The organism is Pantoea sp. PGP6, from assembly GCF_053474785.1.
Window position 1 is genome coordinate 715,543 of record NZ_JBQBMA010000001.1, and the last position, 21,744, is coordinate 737,286.

At 55.9% G+C, this 21,744-nt stretch carries 18 protein-coding genes and 1 tRNA gene; 17 read left to right on the plus strand and 2 right to left on the minus strand.

Going from position 1 to position 21,744, the window contains the following annotated elements; genetic code table 11:
* Positions 1–16: 16 nt before the first annotated feature.
* Both ACLIBF_RS03445 and ACLIBF_RS03450 read left to right on the plus strand, forming a co-directional pair.
* Positions 17–1,327 (plus strand): MFS transporter, encoded by a 1,311-nt coding sequence (locus ACLIBF_RS03445; RefSeq protein ID WP_031377068.1) that lies wholly within the window; start codon positions 17–19, stop codon positions 1,325–1,327.
* A gap of 10 nt (positions 1,328–1,337) precedes the next feature.
* On the plus strand, positions 1,338–3,701 hold the full coding sequence (locus ACLIBF_RS03450) for a glycoside hydrolase family 31 protein (RefSeq protein ID WP_159222746.1): 2,364 nt from the start codon (positions 1,338–1,340) through the stop codon (positions 3,699–3,701).
* A gap of 66 nt (positions 3,702–3,767) precedes the next feature.
* On the opposite strand, the gene ftnA is transcribed toward ACLIBF_RS03450, so the two are convergent.
* Entirely contained in the window at positions 3,768–4,274 is a 507-nt protein-coding gene (ftnA, locus tag ACLIBF_RS03455) for a non-heme ferritin (protein ID WP_089561944.1), read from the minus strand.
* A gap of 490 nt (positions 4,275–4,764) precedes the next feature.
* On the opposite strand from ftnA, the gene ACLIBF_RS03460 reads away from it, so the two are divergent.
* From ACLIBF_RS03460 to mrdA, 13 genes are all read left to right on the plus strand, one after another.
* The gene (locus tag ACLIBF_RS03460) at positions 4,765–5,436 is read left to right on the plus strand and encodes a nucleoside recognition domain-containing protein (protein ID WP_031377071.1); all 672 of its coding nucleotides are present in this window, start codon (positions 4,765–4,767) and stop codon (positions 5,434–5,436) included.
* Positions 5,423–5,902, plus strand: a complete 480-nt coding sequence (locus tag ACLIBF_RS03465; protein ID WP_031377072.1) for a YjiG family protein — start codon at positions 5,423–5,425, stop codon at positions 5,900–5,902. The genes ACLIBF_RS03460 and ACLIBF_RS03465 overlap by 14 nt, the downstream gene beginning before the upstream one ends.
* Positions 5,903–5,906: 4 nt before the next feature.
* Positions 5,907–7,010, plus strand: a complete 1,104-nt coding sequence (locus ACLIBF_RS03470) for a M20 peptidase aminoacylase family protein (RefSeq protein WP_279810216.1) — start codon at positions 5,907–5,909, stop codon at positions 7,008–7,010.
* Between the two features lie 293 nt (positions 7,011–7,303).
* Positions 7,304–8,890: a peptide chain release factor 3 gene (gene prfC / locus ACLIBF_RS03475; RefSeq protein WP_031377074.1), complete on the plus strand. Its 1,587-nt coding sequence runs from the start codon at positions 7,304–7,306 to the stop codon at positions 8,888–8,890.
* Between the two features lie 259 nt (positions 8,891–9,149).
* Entirely contained in the window at positions 9,150–9,764 is a 615-nt protein-coding gene (gene osmY, locus ACLIBF_RS03480) for a molecular chaperone OsmY (protein WP_031377075.1), read from the plus strand.
* 101 nt (positions 9,765–9,865) lie between these two features.
* Complete coding sequence (locus ACLIBF_RS03485; protein ID WP_003848537.1) at positions 9,866–10,027, plus strand: DUF1328 domain-containing protein; 162 nt, start codon at positions 9,866–9,868, stop codon at positions 10,025–10,027.
* A gap of 225 nt (positions 10,028–10,252) precedes the next feature.
* Positions 10,253–11,302, plus strand: a complete 1,050-nt coding sequence (locus ACLIBF_RS03490; protein WP_279810217.1) for a patatin-like phospholipase family protein — start codon at positions 10,253–10,255, stop codon at positions 11,300–11,302.
* Entirely contained in the window at positions 11,299–12,111 is an 813-nt protein-coding gene (locus ACLIBF_RS03495; protein ID WP_448309366.1) for a TatD family hydrolase, read from the plus strand. Before ACLIBF_RS03490 ends, ACLIBF_RS03495 begins: the two co-directional genes overlap by 4 nt.
* A gap of 232 nt (positions 12,112–12,343) precedes the next feature.
* Entirely contained in the window at positions 12,344–13,123 is a 780-nt protein-coding gene (gene deoC / locus ACLIBF_RS03500) for a deoxyribose-phosphate aldolase (protein ID WP_046289241.1), read from the plus strand.
* 66 nt (positions 13,124–13,189) lie between these two features.
* Positions 13,190–14,518, plus strand: a complete 1,329-nt coding sequence (deoA, locus tag ACLIBF_RS03505) for a thymidine phosphorylase (RefSeq protein WP_031377078.1) — start codon at positions 13,190–13,192, stop codon at positions 14,516–14,518.
* A gap of 95 nt (positions 14,519–14,613) precedes the next feature.
* A complete protein-coding gene (deoB, locus tag ACLIBF_RS03510; RefSeq protein WP_046289240.1) occupies positions 14,614–15,837 on the plus strand; it encodes a phosphopentomutase in 1,224 nt (407 codons plus the stop codon).
* A 29-nt stretch (positions 15,838–15,866) separates the two neighbouring features.
* On the plus strand, positions 15,867–16,580 hold the full coding sequence (gene deoD, locus ACLIBF_RS03515) for a purine-nucleoside phosphorylase (RefSeq protein ID WP_010248951.1): 714 nt from the start codon (positions 15,867–15,869) through the stop codon (positions 16,578–16,580).
* A 225-nt stretch (positions 16,581–16,805) separates the two neighbouring features.
* Complete coding sequence (gene mrdA, locus ACLIBF_RS03520) at positions 16,806–18,689, plus strand: penicillin-binding protein 2 (RefSeq protein ID WP_279810219.1); 1,884 nt, start codon at positions 16,806–16,808, stop codon at positions 18,687–18,689.
* A 40-nt stretch (positions 18,690–18,729) separates the two neighbouring features.
* On the opposite strand, the gene ACLIBF_RS03525 is transcribed toward mrdA, so the two are convergent.
* Positions 18,730–20,049: a methyl-accepting chemotaxis protein gene (locus tag ACLIBF_RS03525; RefSeq protein ID WP_069728832.1), complete on the minus strand. Its 1,320-nt coding sequence runs from the start codon at positions 20,047–20,049 to the stop codon at positions 18,730–18,732.
* Positions 20,050–20,274: 225 nt separating this feature from the next.
* Between ACLIBF_RS03525 and ACLIBF_RS03530 the strand changes: the two genes are divergently transcribed.
* Both ACLIBF_RS03530 and ACLIBF_RS03535 read left to right on the plus strand, forming a co-directional pair.
* A tRNA-Phe gene (locus tag ACLIBF_RS03530) sits at positions 20,275–20,350 on the plus strand.
* 175 nt (positions 20,351–20,525) lie between these two features.
* Complete coding sequence (locus ACLIBF_RS03535) at positions 20,526–21,716, plus strand: tyrosine-type recombinase/integrase (RefSeq protein WP_016154414.1); 1,191 nt, start codon at positions 20,526–20,528, stop codon at positions 21,714–21,716.
* Positions 21,717–21,744 lie beyond the last annotated feature (28 nt).

Genomic DNA, 21,744 nt, shown 5'->3' on the forward strand with positions numbered 1-21,744 from the left:
TATCAGGAGTGGCACTATGAGCCTCGATTCAACAACCAAGCCGATCAGCGCCTCGCGCACGGTGCGCGTGATTAAAAATTTACGCTGGTGGATGCTGGGGATGTTTCTGCTGGGGGTGACGGTTAACTACATCACCCGCAACTCGCTCGGTATCCTGGCACCGGAGTTAAAAAACAGCCTCAACATGAGTACCGAACAGTATTCGTGGGTAGTGGCGGGATTCCAGCTGGCCTACACCCTGTTCCAGCCGGTCTGCGGCTGGCTGATCGATGTGATTGGCCTGAAGATGGGGTTCCTGATTTGTGCGCTGATCTGGTCGGTGACCTGTCTGCTGCATGCGGGTGCCGGCAGCTGGCTGCATCTGGCGCTGTTGCGTTTCGTGATGGGCGCGTCAGAAGCGGCCGCGACACCGGCCAATGCCAAAGCGATTGGTGACTGGTTCCCGAAACAAGAACGTCCGGTGGCCGCCGGCTGGGCAGGTGTTGGCTTCTCGGTCGGCGCGATGCTGGCCCCGCCGATCATCTACCTTGCCCACATCTCTTTTGGCTGGCAGGGCGCGTTTCTGCTGACCGGCGGGCTGGGTCTGCTGTGGGTCGGGCTGTGGTGGTGGGGCTATCACGCACCCGACCGCCATCCGCGTCTTTCCGATGAAGAGCGCGCCTTTATTAATCAGGATAACGAAGCGGTGGGTGAGAAGCTGCCGTTCTTTACCGCGTTAAAAGTGATCGGCAAAGAGAAGAAATTTTACGGTATCGCCATTCCGGCCTTCCTGGCGGAACCGGCCTGGGCGGTGCTGAGTTTCTGGGTGCCGCTCTATCTGGCGAACGAACGCGGCATGGATCTGAAACAGATTGTGATGTTCGCCTGGCTGCCGTTCCTCGCCGCCGATCTCGGCAGCGTCGCCAGCGGCTATCTGACCAAACTTTATGTGCGCTGGTTCGGCCTGACCCGGGTCAATTCAATCGTCGCCAGTTCCGTCACCGGCGCGCTGCTGATGGTCTCGCTGGCGCTGATGACGCTGGTTGACGATCCCTGGCTGGCGATTGCGCTGATTTCAGTCGGCGGCTTCGGTCACCAGGTGATCTCCTGCATGCTGAGCGCGCTGGTGGTGGAGCGCTTTGATCGCCGCCAGATGGCGACGGTTAACGGTATGCGCGGCTCCTGCGCGTGGATCGCCAGCTTTATTTTCTCGCTGATTATCGGTGTCACCGCCGATACCATCGGCTTCAATCCGCTGTTTGTGGCGATGGGCTTTTTTGACCTGATTGGCGCGGTTTTCCTGGTGATGTTGATCGCCGAACGCCGCCAGCGCCCGGTAAACCATTAAGGATATCCCGATGAAAACCCTGAAGAACTGGACATTGCATCAGCAGGCTGCGCATTTCGTTGAGCTGAAGGTGGAGGATCGTCATTTTCTGCGCATCTATGTGCTCGAAGAGGGACTGATGCGGGTGCTGCTGAAGCGCGACGGCCAGCTGGCGCTGAACCGCACCTGGAGCATTGCGCCCGGTCAGGATGTGCCGTGGCAGGGCCGCGATCGTGAAGCGCTGGACGGTTTTGCGCTGCCCGACTTTACGCTGGTGCATGATGCGCAGCAGGTACAGATCGGCACCGGACGGCTGCGGGTCACGGTACATCAGCCGCTCTGCCTGAGCTGGGAGCAGTTCGATGGTACAAACTGGCAACCGCTGGCGGCTGACCGTCATACCGGTGCCTATTTGCTGAACGTCCACGGCGACGGCGTCGAACACTATCAGCGCCGTCAGCCGCAGGATCGGGTTTATGGCCTGGGTGAAAAGAGCGGCGATCTGAATCGCGCCAACCGTCGCTTCGAGATGCGTAATCTGGATGCGATGGGCTACAACGCCGCCAGCACCGATCCGCTCTACAAACATATCCCGTTTACCCTGACGCAGCGCGACGGCGTCAGTTTCGGCCTGTTTTATGACAATCTCAGCAGCAGCTGGCTCGACCTCGGTAACGAACTGGATAACTACCATCTGCCTTATCGCCGTTATCGCGCCGAGGCTGGCGATCTTGATTACTACATGATGCTGGGGCCGACGCTGCTGGAGGTCACTAAAGCCTTTGTGCGACTGACTGGCCGCACGCTGTTTCAGCCGAAATGGAGCCTCGGCTACAGCGGTTCGACCATGCACTACACCGATGCGCCCGACGCGCAACAGCAGCTGCAATCGTTTATTCGCCTGTGCCGTGAGCATGAAATTCCCTGCGACTCGTTCCAGCTGTCGTCGGGCTATACCTCGATTAACAATAAACGTTACGTCTTCAACTGGAACTACGACAAAGTCCCTGACCCCAATGCGCTGAGCGAGGCGTTTCATCGTGCCGGCATGAAGCTGGCGGCCAATATCAAACCCTGTCTGTTGCAGGATCATCCGCGCTATCAGGAAGTGGCCGCGCAGGGGCTGTTTATTCGTGATTCCGAACAGGACCGTCCCGAGCGTTCGGTGTTCTGGGACGATGAAGGGTCGCACCTCGACTTTACCCATCCGCAGGCGGTGCGCTGGTGGCAGGAGAATGTCACCCGTCAGCTGCTGGAAAAGGGCATTGATGCCACCTGGAACGACAACAATGAGTATGAGGTGTGGGATGGTGAAGCACGCTGCCACGGCTTCGGTCAGCCGATCGCCATCAAGCATATTCGGCCGGTGATGCCGTTGCTGATGATGCGTGCCTCAATGGAAGCGCAGCAGCAGTTTGCGCCCGACAAACGGCCCTACCTGATATCGCGATCCGGCTGTGCCGGGATGCAGCGCTATGTGCAAACCTGGAGCGGCGACAACCGGACCAGCTGGCAAACCCTGCGCTACAACATCCGCATGGGGCTGGGAATGAGCCTCTCCGGACTGTACAACGTCGGCCATGACGTCGGCGGTTTTTCTGGCGACAAGCCCGATGCCGAGCTGTTTGTGCGTTGGGTACAGAACGGCGTGATGCATCCGCGCTTTACCATTCACTCCTGGAATGACGATCACACGGTCAACGAACCCTGGATGTATCCGGAGGTGACGCCGATGATCCGCGAGGCGATCCGGCTGCGCTATCGCCTGATGCCGTATCTCTATACCCTGGCGTGGCAGGCCAGTGAGCAGGATGAGCCGATGCTGCGTCCGACCTTTCTCGATCATGAACAGGACCCGCGCAGCTGGCAGGAGAATGATGACTTTATGCTGGGACGCGATCTGCTGGTCGCCAGCGTGGTTGAGCAGGGCGCGCGGCAGCGTGAAGTTTATCTGCCGCATAACGGCCAGGGCTGGTATGACTGGCACAGCGGCCAGTGGTTTGTCGGTGGTCAGCAGATCACGCTGGATGCGCCGCTCGATCGGCTGCCGTTGCTGGTTCGTGCCGGGGCGGTGATTCCGCTGGGCGAGTGTGAAAGCACCACCGATGCGCAGCGGGATACGGTCCGTCAGTGGCAGTTATGGCCGGCGCCCGCTGATGCGGTATCGCACGGAGAGGTGTTCGACGATGACGGTGAGAGTTATGGCTGGCAACAGGGAAATGCGCTGTGGCTGAACTGGACGCTGAGCAGCAGCGCCACGCGGATCGATTTGACGATTGAAAAACGCGGTGATTACCAGCCAGCATGGCGTGAAATCAGCCTGCGACTGCCCGCGGGTGAAACCCGGCCGCTGTGGGTTAACGGCGAGCCAGCAGACGTTTACCGGCTGGACTAAACAGCGCAGCCGGTGGAAACACCGGCGCAGCAGAAAAAGGTCGGCCCATTTACCGGGCCGATAGTATTACGCGGAGTGGTTTTCGGTGCTCATCCGGCCAAGATCTTTATCGACCAGGAACAGACCGTTACCGCTGTTGCTCACCATTGCCAGTTTATCCAGCACGGTTTTGAACAGCTTCTCTTCTTCGTGCTGCTCAGCCACGTACCACTGCAGGAAATTGAAGGTCGGGTAGTCCTGTGAGGTCATCGCCGCATGCACCAGCTCGTTGATTTTGGTGGTGATCAGCTGCTCGTGCTCCAGCGCCTGCTGCAGGATTTCATTCAGTGAGGTGAAAGAGACCGGCGGCGCGGCAATGGTGCCCAGCACCGGCATCGCGCCAGTGTCGCTCAGATAATCGAACAGGCGCTGCATGTGTTCCATCTCTTCACGTGAGTGCATTTTCAGGAATGAGGCGGCGCCTTCAAATCCTTTGTCGCTGCACCAGGCACTCATTTGCAGATAAAGATTAGCGGAGAAAAATTCCAGGTTCAGCTGGTCGTTCAGACGCCCAGTCATTTCAGCAGTCAGCATGGCCGAGTCCTTATAAGAATATGTTAAATAAACAGGTGAGAGGCGATGAATTATGCATCAAACATGTTAGCAATGTGAAGCCTTTTCGGCAAAACAGGCTAATTTATCTGGTTGATTTAAATAGAATTATTTCACAAATTGAATGCGACGGATTCTCATTTTTCATCAACCTTATGGCTTCACCCACTGGCACCATTATAGTGCGAAACAGGACGGTCTGACTGAATCATGCTGGTGCAGGCTGTTTTCCGTTGATTTAAATTCCAGCAATCTGATTTCAGCCGGCAAATATTATTTTGCTGGTTATCCCTCACCTGCTAATTAATTTCAGCCCGTGCGCACCGAATATTGCTCCGTCAGGCTGGCGATGGCGATAAATAATCAGTCTGCTGGCCGCTCTGGCATAAATCCTGCTTAGAACTTAGTTCCATATATTGAAACTTACCGCGCCGCGAAACCGCCGGCGGGTCAGCCTTATCGGGAGAAAATAATGTCGGAACAGAGTGTGGTTAAGGCGGAAAAGGTCAGTGCCGGAAAAGGCAGCTATGTGGCGTTAATTTTTGCCATTCTGTTTTTCTCCGGGCTGTTTTATCAGGTTGATGGGCTGAAATGGCTGGGGGCATTTGACTTCACCACGCTAGGCGGCAGTTTTGGCACCATGAAAGATCCTGCCAGCAACACCTTTCTGGGGGCTGGCGGACTCAGCGCCAAAGCAGGCTTCCTGTTTGCGTTATCCCTTACGCCGACCGTGATGCTGGCGCTCGGCGTACTGGAAATCTTCACCCACTACGGGGCGATACGCGCGGCGCACCGGCTGCTGACGCCGTTACTGAAACCCTTAATGGGTCTGCCGGGACGCTGCGGGCTGGCATTAATTACCGACCTGCAAAGTACCGATGCGGGTGCGGCGTTAACCAAAGAGATGTATGACCAGAGGCAGATCGGTAAAAAAGAGGTGGTGGTAATGAGCGCCTGGCAATATTCCGGCGCCGGTTTAATCAACAACTATTTTGCTATCGGTTCGGCGCTGTTTGCCTCAATGACGCTGCCAATCATCATCCCGCTGATTTTAATGTTGGTGCTGAAATTTGTCGGTGCGGCGATTACCCGCTTCGTGTTAAACAGTGTTTATAAAAAGGATTTCAGCGATGGAAACCAATAAAGTCGTCAGCGTCAGTAATAACCCGTTTGATGTGTTTGTCACCGGCGCGCGTAAAGGCTTTCATATTGCCATTCATAATCTGATGCCCAATGTGGTGATGGCGTATGTGCTGGCGGAAGTGCTCAATCTGCTCGGTATTATGCAGTTTCTCGGCCAGCTGTTTGCACCGGTGATGGGCGTATTCGGCTTGCCGGGCGAAGCAATTACCGTGCTGCTGACTGCCTGGCTCTCCTCGTCTGCCGGGACCGGTGTGGCGGTCAGCCTGCTGACCAAAGGGCTGCTGACCGGCGCCGATGTGACCGTACTGGCGCCGGCGATCTTTCTGATGGGATCACAACTGCAATATATGGGACGGCTGCTGGGCGTGGCCGATGTGCCAAAAAAATACTGGCCGCTGCTGATGCTGGTGAGCATCATCAATGCGCTGATCGCGATGTTTGTTATGCGTCTGTTTATTCAGGAGTGAAGCCGTGTCTGAGGTATTAGAGCATTACCATTTTCTGCATGAGATCCCGGAACTGGGATTCCAGGAGGTAAAAACCTCCGCTTACATCGCCGGGCATCTGGAGCAGGCGGGTCTGAAGGTGACACGCAACATTAATAACACCACCGGCATTGTGGCGGAGATCGACAGCGGAGTGCCCGGCCCGGTGCTGGCGCTGCGCGCCGATATGGATGCGCTGGGGCACATCATCGATGGCGTGCCCTGCGCGCGTCACACCTGCGGCCATGACGGTCACTCCTCGGTGGTGCTGACGGCGGCGACGGCGCTGCTGAAAGAGGGCGCTGTGAAGCGCGGCCGGCTGAAAATTCTGTTCCAGCCGGCGGAGGAGCTGGGCGCGGGCGCGCTGGCGATGGTAGAAGGCGGCGCGCTGGATGACGTGGAGATGATTCTGGGTTTTCACCTGCGGCCGCTGGAGGAGTGCGTGGTCGGGCAGGCGGTGCCTGCGGTACTCTACTCGGCCTGCAGTACGCTGGAAGCGACCATTAAAGGTCAGCCGGCTCACGCGGCGCGCCCGCATCTCGGTGTCAACGCGCTGGATGCGGCAGTGCAGGCGGTGAATGCGGTCAACGCACTGCACCTTTCGCCGGGCCTTAACTGGAGCGTTAAAGCGACGCGTTTCCTGTGTGACGCGGGCGTGACCAACTCGGTGCCGGACGAAGCGCGGGTGGTGTGGGATCTGCGCTCGCAGGAAAATGCTCCGATGGAGCTGCTGAAAGAGCAGGTCACGCGCGCCATCGTTAACAGCGTGGCGGCGCTGGGGGCCACGGCGCAGGTCAGGGTATTGAAAGAGATGCCTGCGGCAGAGATCGATGATGAGGCGACGGCGGTGATCCGCGCAGCGATTGTCGAGGTGCTGGGAGAAGAGGGGCTGCTGCCGACTAAAACCACCCCAGGCAGCGAGGACTTTTTCTACTACCCGGTAAAACGCCCCGGCGTGAAGGCGGGCTTCTGGGGATTGGGCACCAACCTGACGCCAGGTCTGCATCATCCCGATATGCGCTTCGATCTCGATTCGCTGGAAATTGGCGTGCAGATCTTTAAAGCCTGCGTCCGCAAGGTACTGGGCTGATGATGTCGGGACGGGCGCTGGCCTGTCCCGGCCGTTTGTCGGGTTCAGCGACCTGAGCCACTGACCAAATCCCCCGCCTTCCCCTGTAGGCCGCGCGCGCAAAATATTGTATGCTATGCCGCCTTAAAGCTGACCAGGTAACCGGAATTCACGCCAATGTAACTTCGCGCTGACCCGCCGACGACGTAATGTCGCCTTCGGCACCGTTTACCCGCCGGTAAGGTTCTGCCGGCCACCGTGATTTATCAGCAGCGCCAGACAGAGAGCGCTGCTCCATTGAGAAGAATTCACTCATGTCTAATCCCTTTTTAGAAGAGGTGGCACGCCGCCGCACCTTCGCGATCATTTCGCACCCGGATGCCGGTAAAACCACCATTACCGAAAAAGTCCTGCTGTTCGGACAGGCTATCCAGACCGCCGGTACGGTAAAAGGCCGTGGCTCGAATCAGCACGCCAAATCCGACTGGATGGAAATGGAGAAACAACGTGGTATCTCCATCACCACCTCGGTGATGCAGTTCCCTTACCGTGAAAGCCTGGTCAACCTGCTGGATACCCCGGGCCACGAAGATTTCTCGGAAGATACCTACCGCACCCTGACGGCGGTTGACTGCTGTCTGATGGTGATCGACGCCGCCAAAGGCGTTGAGGATCGTACCCGTAAGCTGATGGAAGTAACCCGTCTGCGCGATACGCCGATCCTGACCTTTATGAACAAACTAGACCGTGATATCCGCGATCCGATGGAGCTGCTGGATGAGGTCGAAAGCGAACTCAAAATCGCCTGTGCGCCGATTACCTGGCCCATCGGCTGCGGCAAATTGTTTAAAGGGGTTTACCACCTTTATAACGATGAAACCTATCTCTACCAGACCGGTAAAGGCCACACCATTCAGGAAGTGCGTATCGTTAAGGGGCTGAACAACCCGGATCTCGATACCGCGGTGGGTGAAGATCTGGCGGCGCAGCTGCGTGAAGAGCTGGAGCTGGTGCAGGGCGCATCACACGAGTTCGAGCAGGAAGCGTTCCTCAACGGTGAGCTGTCGCCGGTATTCTTCGGTACTGCACTGGGTAACTTCGGCGTGGATCATATGCTGGATGGCCTGGTGTCATGGGCGCCGCGTCCGATGCCGCGTAAAACCGATACCCGTACCGTCGAAGCCAGCGAAGAGAAATTTACCGGCTTTGTGTTCAAGATTCAGGCCAATATGGACCCGAAACACCGCGACCGCGTGGCCTTTATGCGTGTGGTGTCGGGTAAATATGAAAAAGGAATGAAGCTGCGTCAGGTCCGCACCGGCAAAGATGTGGTGATTTCCGATGCGCTGACCTTTATGGCCGGCGACCGCTCTCACGTTGAAGAAGCCTATCCTGGCGACATCATCGGCCTGCATAACCACGGCACCATTCAGATCGGCGATACCTTCACTCAGGGTGAAAATATGAAGTTCACCGGTATTCCGAACTTCGCGCCGGAGCTGTTCCGTCGTATTCGCCTGCGCGATCCGCTGAAGCAGAAACAGCTGCTGAAAGGGCTGGTTCAGCTGTCGGAAGAGGGTGCAGTGCAGGTGTTCCGTCCGGTACACAACAACGATCTGATCGTGGGTGCCGTCGGGGTACTGCAGTTCGATGTGGTGGTGGCGCGTCTGAAGAGCGAATATAACGTCGAAGCGATCTATGAAGCGATCAACGTCTCTACCGCGCGTTGGGTTGAGTGCGACGATGCGAAAAAATTCGAAGACTTCCAGCGTAAAAACGAGGTTAACCTCGCGCTGGATGGCGGCGATAATTTGACTTATATCGCGCCGACCATGGTGAACCTGAATATTACCCAGGAACGTTATCCTGACGTCAGATTCCGTAAAACCCGCGAGCACTGATCGCACGCTATCCGGGCCATTCCAGCAGGAAATGGCCCTGTTTTCCCCGCTACAGACTCCTCCTAAAAAACGGCTTTTCCTCTCGTTTTGACGTGTGATCAACCAGTTAGCCAGGCAAATCGCGAAATGCCGTCTATGATTATTCTATCGGACGGCGGAAGAGACTTCTCTTGTCCTTACGTCCTGTAACCCAGCGGCGCCGTTTGCTGCTGTTGCGCCCACAGTTTTGGGCGAGTTAACTGATAGAAGGAATATATCGATGAACAAGACTAAGATTGCCAAAACCCTGATGGCTGCAATGATTGGCTCAGCACTGATCAGCGGCAGCGCGCTGGCCGACGAGTCGCTTTCCCAGAAAGCGTCGCAGACGGCAGACAGCACGGGTGCGAAAATCGATAGTTCTATGAAAAAAGTCGATGGTTATATGGATGACAGCGGCATCACCGCCAAAGCCAAAGCGGCACTGGTTGATGATGACGCGATTAAAAGTACGGATATCTCGGTAAAAACTCATCAGGGCGTGGTGACCTTAAGCGGTTTCGTCACTTCCCAGGATCAGGCCGAAAAAGCTGTGGCCGTGGTGCAGAAAATCGAAGGTGTTAAATCCGTCAGCGACAAACTACACGTTAAAGACAGCAAATCCCAATCGATGAAAGGTTATGCGGGCGATGCCGCTACGACCAGCGAAATTAAAGCTAAGCTATTAGCGGATGATATTGTTCCGTCGCGCAACGTAAAAGTTGAAACCACCGACGGCGTTGTTCAGCTTTCAGGGCAGGTTGCAAATCAGGCACAGTCAGACCGTGCTGAAAGCATCGCTAAAGCCATTGAAGGCGTGAAAAGCGTTAAGAATGACCTGACGGTTAAATCTTAATGGTAACCGTGCGGTCGCGTCACTGCCGGCCGCACGGATAAAAGATACCCATCCGGGGATGAAATAAGCAGTTCGATTTTCAATAGGGTAAGGAGAGGCTTATGTTTCGTTGGGGCATTATTTTTCTGGTGATCGCACTGATTGCTGCAGCGTTAGGTTTTGGTGGTTTAGCAGGTACAGCAGCATGGGCAGCTAAAGTTGTCTTCGTTGTTGGTATTATTCTGTTCCTCATCAGCCTGTTTACCGGCCGTAAAAAGCTTTAGCCGATGAGTCCTGCAGTTTAATGCAAAGCAAGTAAGCATAAAGCGGAGACCAGTCATCTGTAGCCAGATCAGTGAGAAGCGGGATTTTTTCACACGGCTACATGGGCAGCCCCCCTGCGCGGGCTGTCCGGCTAAAGGATTGTATGACTGGTTCTCCGGAATGCTGCTGGATAGACGTTAACATCCATCAGCCTGCCCGTCGGAACCCCATCTGAGGTTCACACAGTGGGTATTCGCATTCCTGTTACGCTCGGCGCCATTGAACCTCTTGCGCTGACCCCTTTCAAATCGCATAAAATTGCGCTGGTCTGTGAAGGCGGCGGTCAACGCGGCATTTTTACCGCCGGTGTGCTTGATGAATTTCAGCGTGCCCGATTTAATCCGTTTCAACTGCTGCTCGGCACCTCTGCTGGCGCGCAAAACCTTTCTGCGTTTGTCTGCGGCCAGCCAGGCTATGCCCGCCGCGTGATCACCCGTTACACCACCAATAAACTCTTTTTTGATCCGCTGCGTTTTGTTCGCGGCGGTAATCTGATCGATCTCGACTGGCTGGTGGAAACCACCCGCAGTGAATTTCCGCTGGCGATGACCAGCGCTGAAAAAATGTTCTCGCGCGGGCTTGAGTTCTACATGTGCGCCTGCCGCAGCGACGACTATACGCCAGGCTATTTCACCCCCACGGCAGACAACTGGCTGGAGCTGATTAAAGCCTCCAGTGCCATTCCCGGCTTCTACCGGCTGGGCGTCAATCTCGAAGGGATTAGCTATCTGGATGGCGGCATCAGCGATGCGATTCCGGTGCGGGAAGCGGCGCGCCGTGGCGCAGACACCATTGTGGTGATCCGCACCGTGCCTTCTCAGATGTTTTATACGCCGAAATGGATTAAGCGGATGGAGCGCTGGCTAAGCACCGGTGCCTTTCAGCCGATGATTAACGTGCTCAATCATCATGAAAAAAGCTACCGGGAAATTCAGCAGTTTATTGAAAATCCGCCCGGTGACTTACGGATTATTGAGATCTTTCCGCCACATGTGCTGGCCAGCAGTGCGCTGGGCAGCCGTATTTCGTCGCTGAACCAGGATTACCATCTTGGACGGCGCTGCGGCCGCTATTTTCTCGCCACGCTGGGCCAGTGGTTAAGCGACGCAGAGCCACTGACGCCGCGTATCGTCACGCCGCCGGCACCGGTGGCCAATGCACCGGACAACCGCGAGATTATTACGCCGCCGCTGGCGGATAATGATGCGGATTACGATAAAGGATCGCTGGCATGAGGTTTATCGATACCCACTGTCATTTTGATTTCCCGCCGTTTGAGGACGATACCGTCGCCAGCCTGGCGCGGGCTGCGGCGGCCGGCGTCGAGAAGATCATCATCCCGGCGATCGATGCCAGCCGCTTCAGCCGGGTGTGCGAACTGGCGGCCGGACATGCTGCGCTCTACGCCGCGCTCGGGCTGCATCCGATTGCCATAGAAGCGCATCAGGAAGCGCATCTCGATCGGCTGGAGGAGAAGCTTAAGCAGCGACCGCGCAAGCTGGTGGCGATCGGCGAGATCGGGCTGGATCTCTACCGCGACGATCCGCAGTTTGATAAGCAACAACGCTTTCTTGATGCCCAGCTTAAGCTGGCGAAACGCTACGATCTGCCGGTGATCCTGCACTCGCGTCGTACCCATGACAAACTGGCCCAGCATCTGCGTCGCCACGATCTGCCGCGTCGCGGGGTGGTACATGGCTTCGCGGGTAGTCTGCAACAGGCGCAGGCGTTTATTAAGCTCGGCTATGCGATTGGGGTCGGCGGCACCATCACCTATGAGCGCGCCAGCAAAACCCGGCAGACGCTGGCGCAACTGCCGCTCTCCTCGTTGCTGCTGGAAACGGATGCGCCGGATATGCCGTTAAAAGGCTTCCAGGGCCAGCCCAACCGGCCTGAACGGGCGCGCCAGGTGTGGGAGACGCTCTGCACCCTGCGCGACGAGCCACCTGAAGTCATTGCCGGGGCGCTGTGGCGCAACAGCCAGCAGCTGTTTCAGCTCGATTCCGCTTTTCCCGCCATCCTTAATCAACCCGCTAAGCTTTAACCTATGCCGGTCTGCGCGACTAAATGTGATAATAGTAACATTTGGCTGGCTGGCGTATAATGGGCTGTTAACGGCGTTAAATGCGATTCTGATCACGGTAAGCGTGGCATAATTGCATCATTTTCTTATTCCGATGTGACTGCTGGCACATAACAGGCCGCCTGACGGTGTTATTATTATAACATTCCGCCGGCCAGCCGGTGGATCGCACCCCGATCCTTTGGAGAGCCTCATGACCGATATCAAACAGCAAGCCCTGCGTGCCCTGAAACTGATGGATTTAACTACCCTGAATGACGACGACACTGACGAAAAAGTGATCGCGCTTTGTCATCAGGCGAAATCCCCGGCGGGTAACACAGCAGCCATCTGCATCTATCCGCGTTTTATTCCGATTGCGCGTAAAACGCTGCGTGAGCAGGGTACGCCAGAGATCCGTATCGCCACGGTAACCAATTTCCCGCACGGCAATGACGACATTGAGATTGCGCTGGCTGAAACCCGCGCCGCTATCGCCTACGGTGCCGATGAAGTGGATGTGGTGTTCCCGTACCGCGCGCTGATCGCCGGTAACAGTCAGGTCGGTTTTGATCTGGTGAAAGCCTGTAAGACCGCCTGTGCTGAGGCGAACGTACTGCTGAAAGTGATTATTGAAACCGGTGAACTGAAGCAGGAAGCGCTGATCCGTCAGGCGTCTGAAATCGCTATCGATGCCGGTGCTGACTTCATCAAAACCTCTACCGGTAAAGTACCGGTCAACGCCACGCCTGAAGTGGCGCAGATCATGATGAGCGTCATCCGTGATAAAGGCGTCAGCCAGCAGGTCGGTTTCAAACCGGCGGGTGGCGTACGCACCGCTGAAGATGCCGCCATCTATCTGCAACTGGCGGAAGATACGCTGGGTGCGGAGTGGGCCGATGCGCGTCACTTCCGCTTTGGCGCATCAAGCCTGCTGGCGAGTCTGCTGAATACTCTGGGTCATCAGAGCGAGACCAGCAAAGCCGGTTATTAAACTCATCCTGCGGCGGTCACCGATCGCCGCTGTCACACCGCATTTCCCTGAGCCAAGGGGGCTACCTTGTTCCTGCCACAAGAAATTATTCGCAAAAAACGTGACGGTCACGCGCTGACTGACGCTGAAATCCGCTTCTTCATCAACGGCGTCCGTGATAACAGCGTCTCTGAAGGCCAGATTGCCGCGCTGGCCATGACCATCTATTTTCATGACATGACGCTGCCTGAGCGCGTGTCGCTGACCATGGCGATGCGTGATTCCGGTACCGTGCTGAACTGGAAATCGCTCAATCTGAACGGGCCGGTAGTGGATAAGCATTCGACCGGCGGCGTTGGCGATGTCACGTCGCTGATGCTCGGACCAATGGTGGCCGCATGCGGTGGTTATATTCCGATGATCTCCGGCCGTGGCCTCGGCCATACCGGCGGCACGCTGGATAAGCTGGAAGCAATTCCAGGCTTCGACATCTTCCCCAGCGACGACCGCTTCCGGGAGATCATCAAACAGGTCGGGGTGGCGATTATCGGCCAGACCAACTCACTGGCTCCGGCCGACAAACGCTTCTACGCCACGCGCGACATTACCGCCACCGTAGACTCGATCCCGCTGATTACCGCCTCGATTCTGGCGAAGAAACTGGCGGAAGGGCTGGATGCGCTGGTGATGGATGTCAAAGTGGGCTCGGGCGCATTTATGCCAACCTATGAAGCGTCAGAGGATCTGGCGCAGTCGATTGTTGGCGTAGCTAACGGTGCCGGCTGCCAGACCACCGCGCTGCTCACCGATATGAATCAGGTGCTGGCTTCGTCTGCCGGTAACGCGCTGGAAGTGCGGGAAGCGGTGCGCTTCCTGACCGGTGAACAGCGTAACCCGCGCCTGCTGGAAGTGACGCTGGCGCTGTGCAGCGAAATGCTGATTTCCGGCAAGCTGGCCGCTAATGAGACAGAGGCGCGCCAGCAGCTGATGAAGGTGCTGGATAACGGCAGGGCGGCAGAAATTTTCGCCCGCATGGTGGCAGCGCAGAACGGGCCGGCCGATTTTGTCGAGCGCTACGATGCTTATCTGCCTGCGCCGACGCTGAGCAAGGCGGTCTATGCCGACCAGCCTGGCATTGTCAGCAGCATGGATACCCGGGCGCTTGGTCTGGCGGTCGTGGCACTGGGCGGTGGACGCCAGCGTGCCAGCGACAGCATCGATTACAGCGTTGGGTTAAGCGAAATGATCACTCTCGGTGAACGCGCCGATGCGCAGCGCCCGCTGGCTATTATCCACGCCAGCAACGAAGCGCAATGGCAACAGGCCGCCGCTGCGGTCAAAGCCGCGCTGGTGATCGGCGATACGGCACCAGCCGCTACGCCAGTGGTCTATCGTCGTGTGAGCGATGTCAGTTAACCGGGCAGTAATCGGTGCCAGCGGCAACGCATTCGGGTATACTGATCTGATCGCTTTTTTTTGACTTGTCACGCGCCATTGCGCAGGAGACTTGCATGAAACGTGCTTTTATTATGGTTCTCGACTCCTTCGGGATCGGCTCCAGTAAAGATGCCGATAAATTCGGTGACGCAGGTTCAGATACGCTTGGTCACATCGCTGAAGCCTGTTTCAAAGGTGAAGCGGACAAAGGCCGTAAAGGGCCTTTACATCTGCCTAATCTGACCGCGCTGGGTCTGGGTAAGGCCGCAGAGCTTTCGACTGGCCGCTTCCCGGCGGGCCTTGACCCGAATGCGAAGATCACCGGCGCTTACGCTTACGCCAGCGAAATCTCGTCAGGTAAAGATACGCCGTCAGGCCACTGGGAAATCGCCGGGGTTCCGGTGCTGTTTGACTGGGGCTACTTCAGTGATCAAGAGAACAGTTTCCCGCAGGAACTGCTCGATAAGCTGGTGCAGCGCGCTGAGCTGCCAGGCTACCTCGGTAACTGCCACTCTTCGGGGACGGTGATTCTCGATCAGCTGGGTGAAGAGCACATGAAAACCGGCAAGCCGATTTTCTACACCTCTGCGGACTCGGTATTCCAGATTGCCTGTCATGAAGAGACCTTTGGCCTGGATCGCCTCTATGCGCTGTGCGAAATTGCCCGCGAAGAGCTGACGGAAGGCGGCTATAACATCGGCCGCGTTATCGCCCGTCCGTTTGTCGGCGACAAAGCCGGTCACTTCGAACGTACCGGTAACCGTCACGATCTGGCGGTTGAGCCGCCGTCAGCCACCATGCTGAAAAAGCTGGTGGATGAGAAGGGCGGTCAGGTGATTTCGGTGGGTAAAATCGCGGACATCTACGCTGAGCAGGGCATCACCAAAAAGGTCAAAGCGACCGGTCTGGATGCGCTGTTTGACGCCACGATTCAGGAGATGAAAATCGCGCCGGATCACTCGATTGTCTTCACCAACTTTGTCGATTTCGACTCGACGTGGGGACATCGCCGTGATGTAGCCGGTTATGCTGGCGGACTGGAGCTGTTTGACCGTCGCCTGCCGGAGCTGATGGAACTGGTCGGTGAGGATGACATTCTGATCCTGACTGCTGACCACGGCTGCGATCCGACCTGGCAAGGCACCGAACACACCCGTGAGCATATTCCGATTCTGATTTACGGACCGAAAGTTGAGCCGGGTTCACTCGGTTATCGCGAAACCTTCGCCGATATTGGTCAGACAATTGCACACTATTTTGGCCTGTCCGACATGGACTATGGCAAGAACATGCTGTAACCCAGCGATTTAACAAGGATAAAGTAACAATGGCAACTCCGCATATTAATGCCGAAATGGGTGATTTCGCTGACGTCGTCCTGATGCCGGGCGACCCGCTGCGTGCGAAACACATTGCAGAAACCTTCCTGGAAAACCCGGTCGAAGTGAACAATGTGCGCGGCATGCTGGGCTACACCGGCACCTATAAAGGCCGTAAAGTCTCCGTAATGGGTCACGGCATGGGCATTCCTTCCTGCTCGATCTACACCAAAGAGCTGATCACCGACTTTGGTGTGAAGAAGATCATTCGTGTGGGATCCTGTGGTGCGGTCCGTGCAGACGTCAAACTGCGCGACATCGTGATTGGTATGGGTGCCTGCACCGATTCCAAAGTGAACCGGATGCGTTTCAAAGATCACGATTTCGCGGCGATTGCTGATTTCGACATGGTGCGTAACGCCGTCGATGCAGCCAAAAATCTGGGTGTTGAAGCCCGCGTCGGTAACATCTTCTCCGCCGATCTGTTCTATACCCCGGATCCGCAGATGTTCGATGTGATGGAAAAATATGGCATCCTCGGCGTGGAGATGGAAGCTGCTGGCATCTACGGCGTGGCGGCAGAGTTCGGTGCTAAAGCGCTGACCATCTGCACCGTATCAGACCACATTCGTACCCACGAGCAGACCACTGCGGCTGAACGTCAGACCACCTTCAACGACATGATTAAAATTGCGCTGGAGTCGGTGCTGCTGGGGGATTAATCCACCTGGCGGGTTAACGTACCTGCCTGCAGCCTGACGTTCCTGCCGGGTCCTCTTCTGATGAGGAGGACCCGAACTTATTCCGCCTTACCCGTGCTGTAACATTCACATCAAATGACACACTTTTCGCCAGGCTTGTGCATCTTCGCGCTGGTACCCCGGCGATAGCGCTTTATCATGTTGCGGAACAACAAATAATAAATAACCGCCTGATAATGCTTCCTGATGAATTTTCGTAACTTCGACGCTGAAGAGAAACTGTTTGCCCGTCGCGCGACGGTGGCTTTTGCTCTGGTCTGTCTCTGCTTCACTATTCTTGCTGTGAACCTGTATCGCCTGCAGGTACGCGACCACAGCTACTACCAGACCCGATCCAACCAGAACGACATCAAAATGATCCCCATCGCCCCGACGCGCGGGCTGATTTATGACCGTAACGGCATCCCGCTGGTACGCAACGTCAGCTGGTACGCCATCACCCTGACGCCGTATAAAATCACCGATATGCAGGCTACGCTGCGGGCGCTGACGCCGATCCTTGACCTGACACCCGATGAGATTGAGACCTTTCAGCACGCGTTAAAACAGACCAGTCGCTACAAGCCGGTGGTGCTGAAAGAGGAGCTGAGCGAGGAGCAGGTAGCACGCTTCGCGGTTAACCAGTTTCGTTTTAGCGGTGCCAGCATCGAAATTTATCAGGATCGTGAATATCCCTACGGTGCCGATCTGGCGCACGTGCTCGGTTATGTGTCGAAAATCAACGATAATGACTACAAACGGCTGAATGCGGCGGGCATCGCCGAGAACTACGCCGCTGACCACAACATCGGGAAACAGGGGATTGAAGGCTATTACGAGACCCTGCTGCACGGTAAGCCGGGCTATCAGGAAGTGGAGGTGGATAACCACGGCCGCATTGTGCGGGTGCTGAAAGAGGTGCCGCCGGTAGCCGGGAAAAACCTCACTCTGACGCTGGATCTGCATCTGCAGCAGTACGCCGAAAGCCTGCTGGCGGGCCAGCGTGCGGCACTGCTGATTGAGGACCCGCGTGACGGTTCGGTGCTGGCGATGGTTTCCAGTCCCAGCTACGACCCCAATCCTTTTGTGAAGGGCATCAGCTATCAGGCCTACAAATCGCTGTTGCAGGATAAGGATCTGCCGCTGATCAATCGCGTTACCCAGGGCCTTTATCCTCCCGCCTCGACGGTGAAGCCCTATATGGCGATGTCCGCGCTGCTGACCCATGTCATTACGCCGCAGTCGCAATTCTTTGGCGCGCCCACCTGGACGCTGCCGGGCACCGATCGCCGCTATCGCGACTGGAAAAAAACCGGTCACGGCATGCTGGATGTCACACGGGCGATTGAGGAGTCTGCGGATACCTTCTTCTATCAGGTGGCGTTCATGATGGGCATCGATCGTATTCACACCATGCTCAGTCAGTTTGGTTACGGCAAATCGACCGGCATTGACCTGAATGAAGAGTACAACGGCTTACTGCCGAGTCGCGAGTGGAAGCAGAAGGTGCACAAAAAAGCCTGGTATCAGGGCGACACCATTTCAGTCGGCATCGGTCAGGGTTACTGGATTGCAACGCCGATTCAGATGGAAAAAGCGATGGTGGCGCTGATCAATAACGGCCGGGTGATTGCGCCGCACCTGCTGCAGAAAGCGCAGCGCGGCAATCTGGTTGAGAACTATCAACCAAAACAGCCGGCGGCGCAGATTGGCGATCCGCATTCGCCGTACTGGTCACTGGTGCGCCACGCGATGTTTGGTATGGCCAATGCACCTAACGGCACCGGTTATAAATATTTTCATACCGCACCTTATGGTATCGCAGCGAAAAGTGGCACCTCGCAGGTGTTTGGTCTGCGACAGAACCAGACTTATAACGCCAAAATGATCCCGGTACGGCTGCGCGATCATATCTTCTATACCGCGTTTGCGCCGTTTAACGCGCCAAAAGTGGCGGTGACGCTGATTCTGGAAAATGGCGGCGGGGAAGGGGTAACGGCAGCGCCGGTGATGCGTGCCATTCTGGATCACATCTTTATCCCGCCCGTGTCGGAAGCACCAGAAGCGCCGGTGGCGGCAGAGAAGAAGTAGCGGTGCAGGGGTAAAAAAAGGGGCCGCGGCCCCTTTGATGTTAAGATTTCAGCGTCTCCGTGACGTGGCTGATAGCGCGCACCACATCCGTTGCGCCTTCACGAATTTCCGCAATAACGCCGCCCGCTTCCTGCGCCAGCTGCACGCCCTGATCGGCACGCTTCAGGTTCGATTCAATCCCCTTCAGCGCCTTATTCGCCAGCGAGTGGTTTTGCTGCACCCGGTTCTCAATCTCTGCGGTGGCGCGGTTGATGTTAGCCGCCAGCGTTCTGACTTCATTGGCGACTACGGCAAAACTGCGCCCATGAGTACCTGCCCGTGCCGCTTCAATCGCCGCATTCAGCGCCAGCAGGTTGGTCTGATCGGCAATGCGGCGGATGCTTTCTACTATAAAGCCGATTCGGTCCGACGATTCGCTCAGGCCGGAGATATCTCCGGAAATTCCCTGTAGTTCGCCCGCCAGCGCATGCATGGTCTGTACGCTATTGGCGATTACCTCTGCGCCGACGCGGGTGCTTTCGTTGGTTTGCAGCGCGGTGTGATAAGCCCGCTGTGCCGCCTCGCGCTCCTGCTGATTCTTCTCGACCTGGGCGGTGACGTCAGTGGCAAACTTCACCACTTTATACAGTTTGCCCTGCTCGTCGAAAACCGGATTGTAAGTGGCGCGTAGCCAGACGGTACGGCCCTGTTTATTCACCCGGGGAAACTGACCCGAGATAAATTCACCGCGATTCAACTGCTGCCAGAGTTCACTGTATTCGCGGCTGTTACGCATCGCTTCTGAACAGAACAGGCTGTGGTGCGCACCCTCAATCTCCTCACGACGGTATCCCATGGTCTTAAGGAAATTGTCGTTGGCTTTAAGCACCTCACCTTTCAGGTTAAAAGCGATCACCGCCATTGAACGCTCAATCGCATTGGTCATCGCGCGCTGTTCCTGCGCATCGTTGATGTGGCCGGTGATGTCAGTCGCCAGCTTAACGATTTTAAATACCCGTCCGTGACGATCCTGCACCGGCACATAGTTGGCTTCGAGCCACACCGGTCGGCTGTTTTTCGCGACGCGGAGAAACTTGTCGCTGAAACTTTCGCCCCGGTTCAGTCGCAACCAGAAGTCGTTGTAGTCTCTGGATTGCAGCTGATCCGGCGTACAGAACAGGCTGTGATGCTGGCCATCAATTTCGGCCAGCGTGTAGCCCATCCGGTCAAGAAACAGGGCATTGGCACCGAGAACGGTGCCTTCGGGCGTGAACTCAATCATGGCGATCGAGTCGTTAAGGGAGGTGAGGGTTGCTGCGGAGTGTGTACGCCTCTGCCAACTGAGGCGGGAAGCAATGCCTGATGTAATGGTGTAAAACATGGTGATCCTTATTATTAGTGTTGGTCTCGTCACATTTATCGGCCTGATAGCGCCACAATTCAGCCTCTGCGGCCATTCTGGTTGAAATTCCGGCAGCCAATAGCACGATTTTTACCGGCAGCGGCGGGGCGGGATGGCGGGTTTGATGGAAAAGCCGTCAGTCGATTTCATTTTGTTGAAAAGCGTTTGACGCTGTCGGGCCGCTTTGGTTTAATGCGCCCCGTTGCCCGAATAGCTCAGTCGGTAGAGCAGGGGATTGAAAATCCCCGTGTCCTTGGTTCGATTCCGAGTCCGGGCACCACTTTCACTTCAATGTACGTCTCCCAAACATCACAAAACTCAAGTATAATCACTGCTATACGCCACTTTCCAACATTACGAACTCCACTGACCTCAACTCGATTCTCTCTAAATCAAGTTGCATCCGGGGGCTTTTCAGGGGGCTCTTTGTGTTCAATGAAAATTGAGGCCCCCATATGGCACTGACAGCCCGGCAGGTCGAGACCGCCAAGCCTAAAGAGAAGGACTATAAACTCTCTGACGAACGTGGCCTTTTTCTCCTGGTAACCACCACCGGAAAACGCTACTGGCGTATGAAATACCGTATCGCCGGTAAAGAGAAAAAGTTATCTATCGGTGTTTATCCTGAAATCTCTCTGGCTGACGCGCGTGTAAAACGCGATGAAGCCAGAAAAGTGATTGCTGATGGCGGCGATCCGAGTGAGAAAAAGCAGCTCGAAAAACTCGCCAAAAAAATATCCGTCGTAAATACCTTCAGGGCACTCGCCATGGAGTGGCATAAGCATAAGTGTATCTCATGGTCGGAAAGCTACGCAGAAAGCGTTCAGGAGGCGCTGGAGAAGGATATTTTCCCGTATGTGGGCAAACGCCCTGTCGCTGAGATCCTGCCTCTGGAGATGCTGGAAGTTTTACGGCTGATTGAAAAACGCGGTTCGCTGGAAAAATTACGTAAGGTCCGGCAGTACTGCAATCAGATCTTCCGTTACGCCATAGCAACAGGGCGTGCGACGATTAATCCAGCTGCGGAACTGACCGGTACTCTGACCGCACCAAAGACCGAGCACTTCCCTCACCTACAGGCATCCGAGTTACCCGCGTTCCTTGCCAGTCTGGCTAATTACCATGGCAGTTGCATTACGCGTATGGCAACCAGTCTGCTGCTACTGACGGGGGTTCGTACGATTGAACTTCGCGCTGCAGAATGGCAAGAGTTTGATCTGGAGAATGCATTGTGGACAATCCCCGAAAGCCGGATGAAAAAGCGCCGCAAACATCTGGTGCCTTTGTCAGACCAGGTTCTGTCGATCCTGCTGGAACTCCGCACTTATACCGGTCAGTATCAACTCGTGTTTCCAGGGCGCTGCAACATCAACAAACCGATGAGTGAAGCCAGTATCAACATGGTTATCAAACGTATCGGCTACGATGGTAAAGCTACCGGACACGGCTTTCGCCACACTATGAGCACCATTTTGCATGAGCAGGGGTTTAATACAGTCTGGATCGAGATGCAGCTCGCTCACGTGGATAAAAACAGCATTCGCGGCACATATAACCATGCACAGTATCTGGATGGAAGACGAGAAATGATGCAGTGGTACGCTGATTATATTGACAATCTTCTCAGTTCATCGACAAAAAGTTAGTGGTTGTTCACCCGCACCTGAAGGTGCG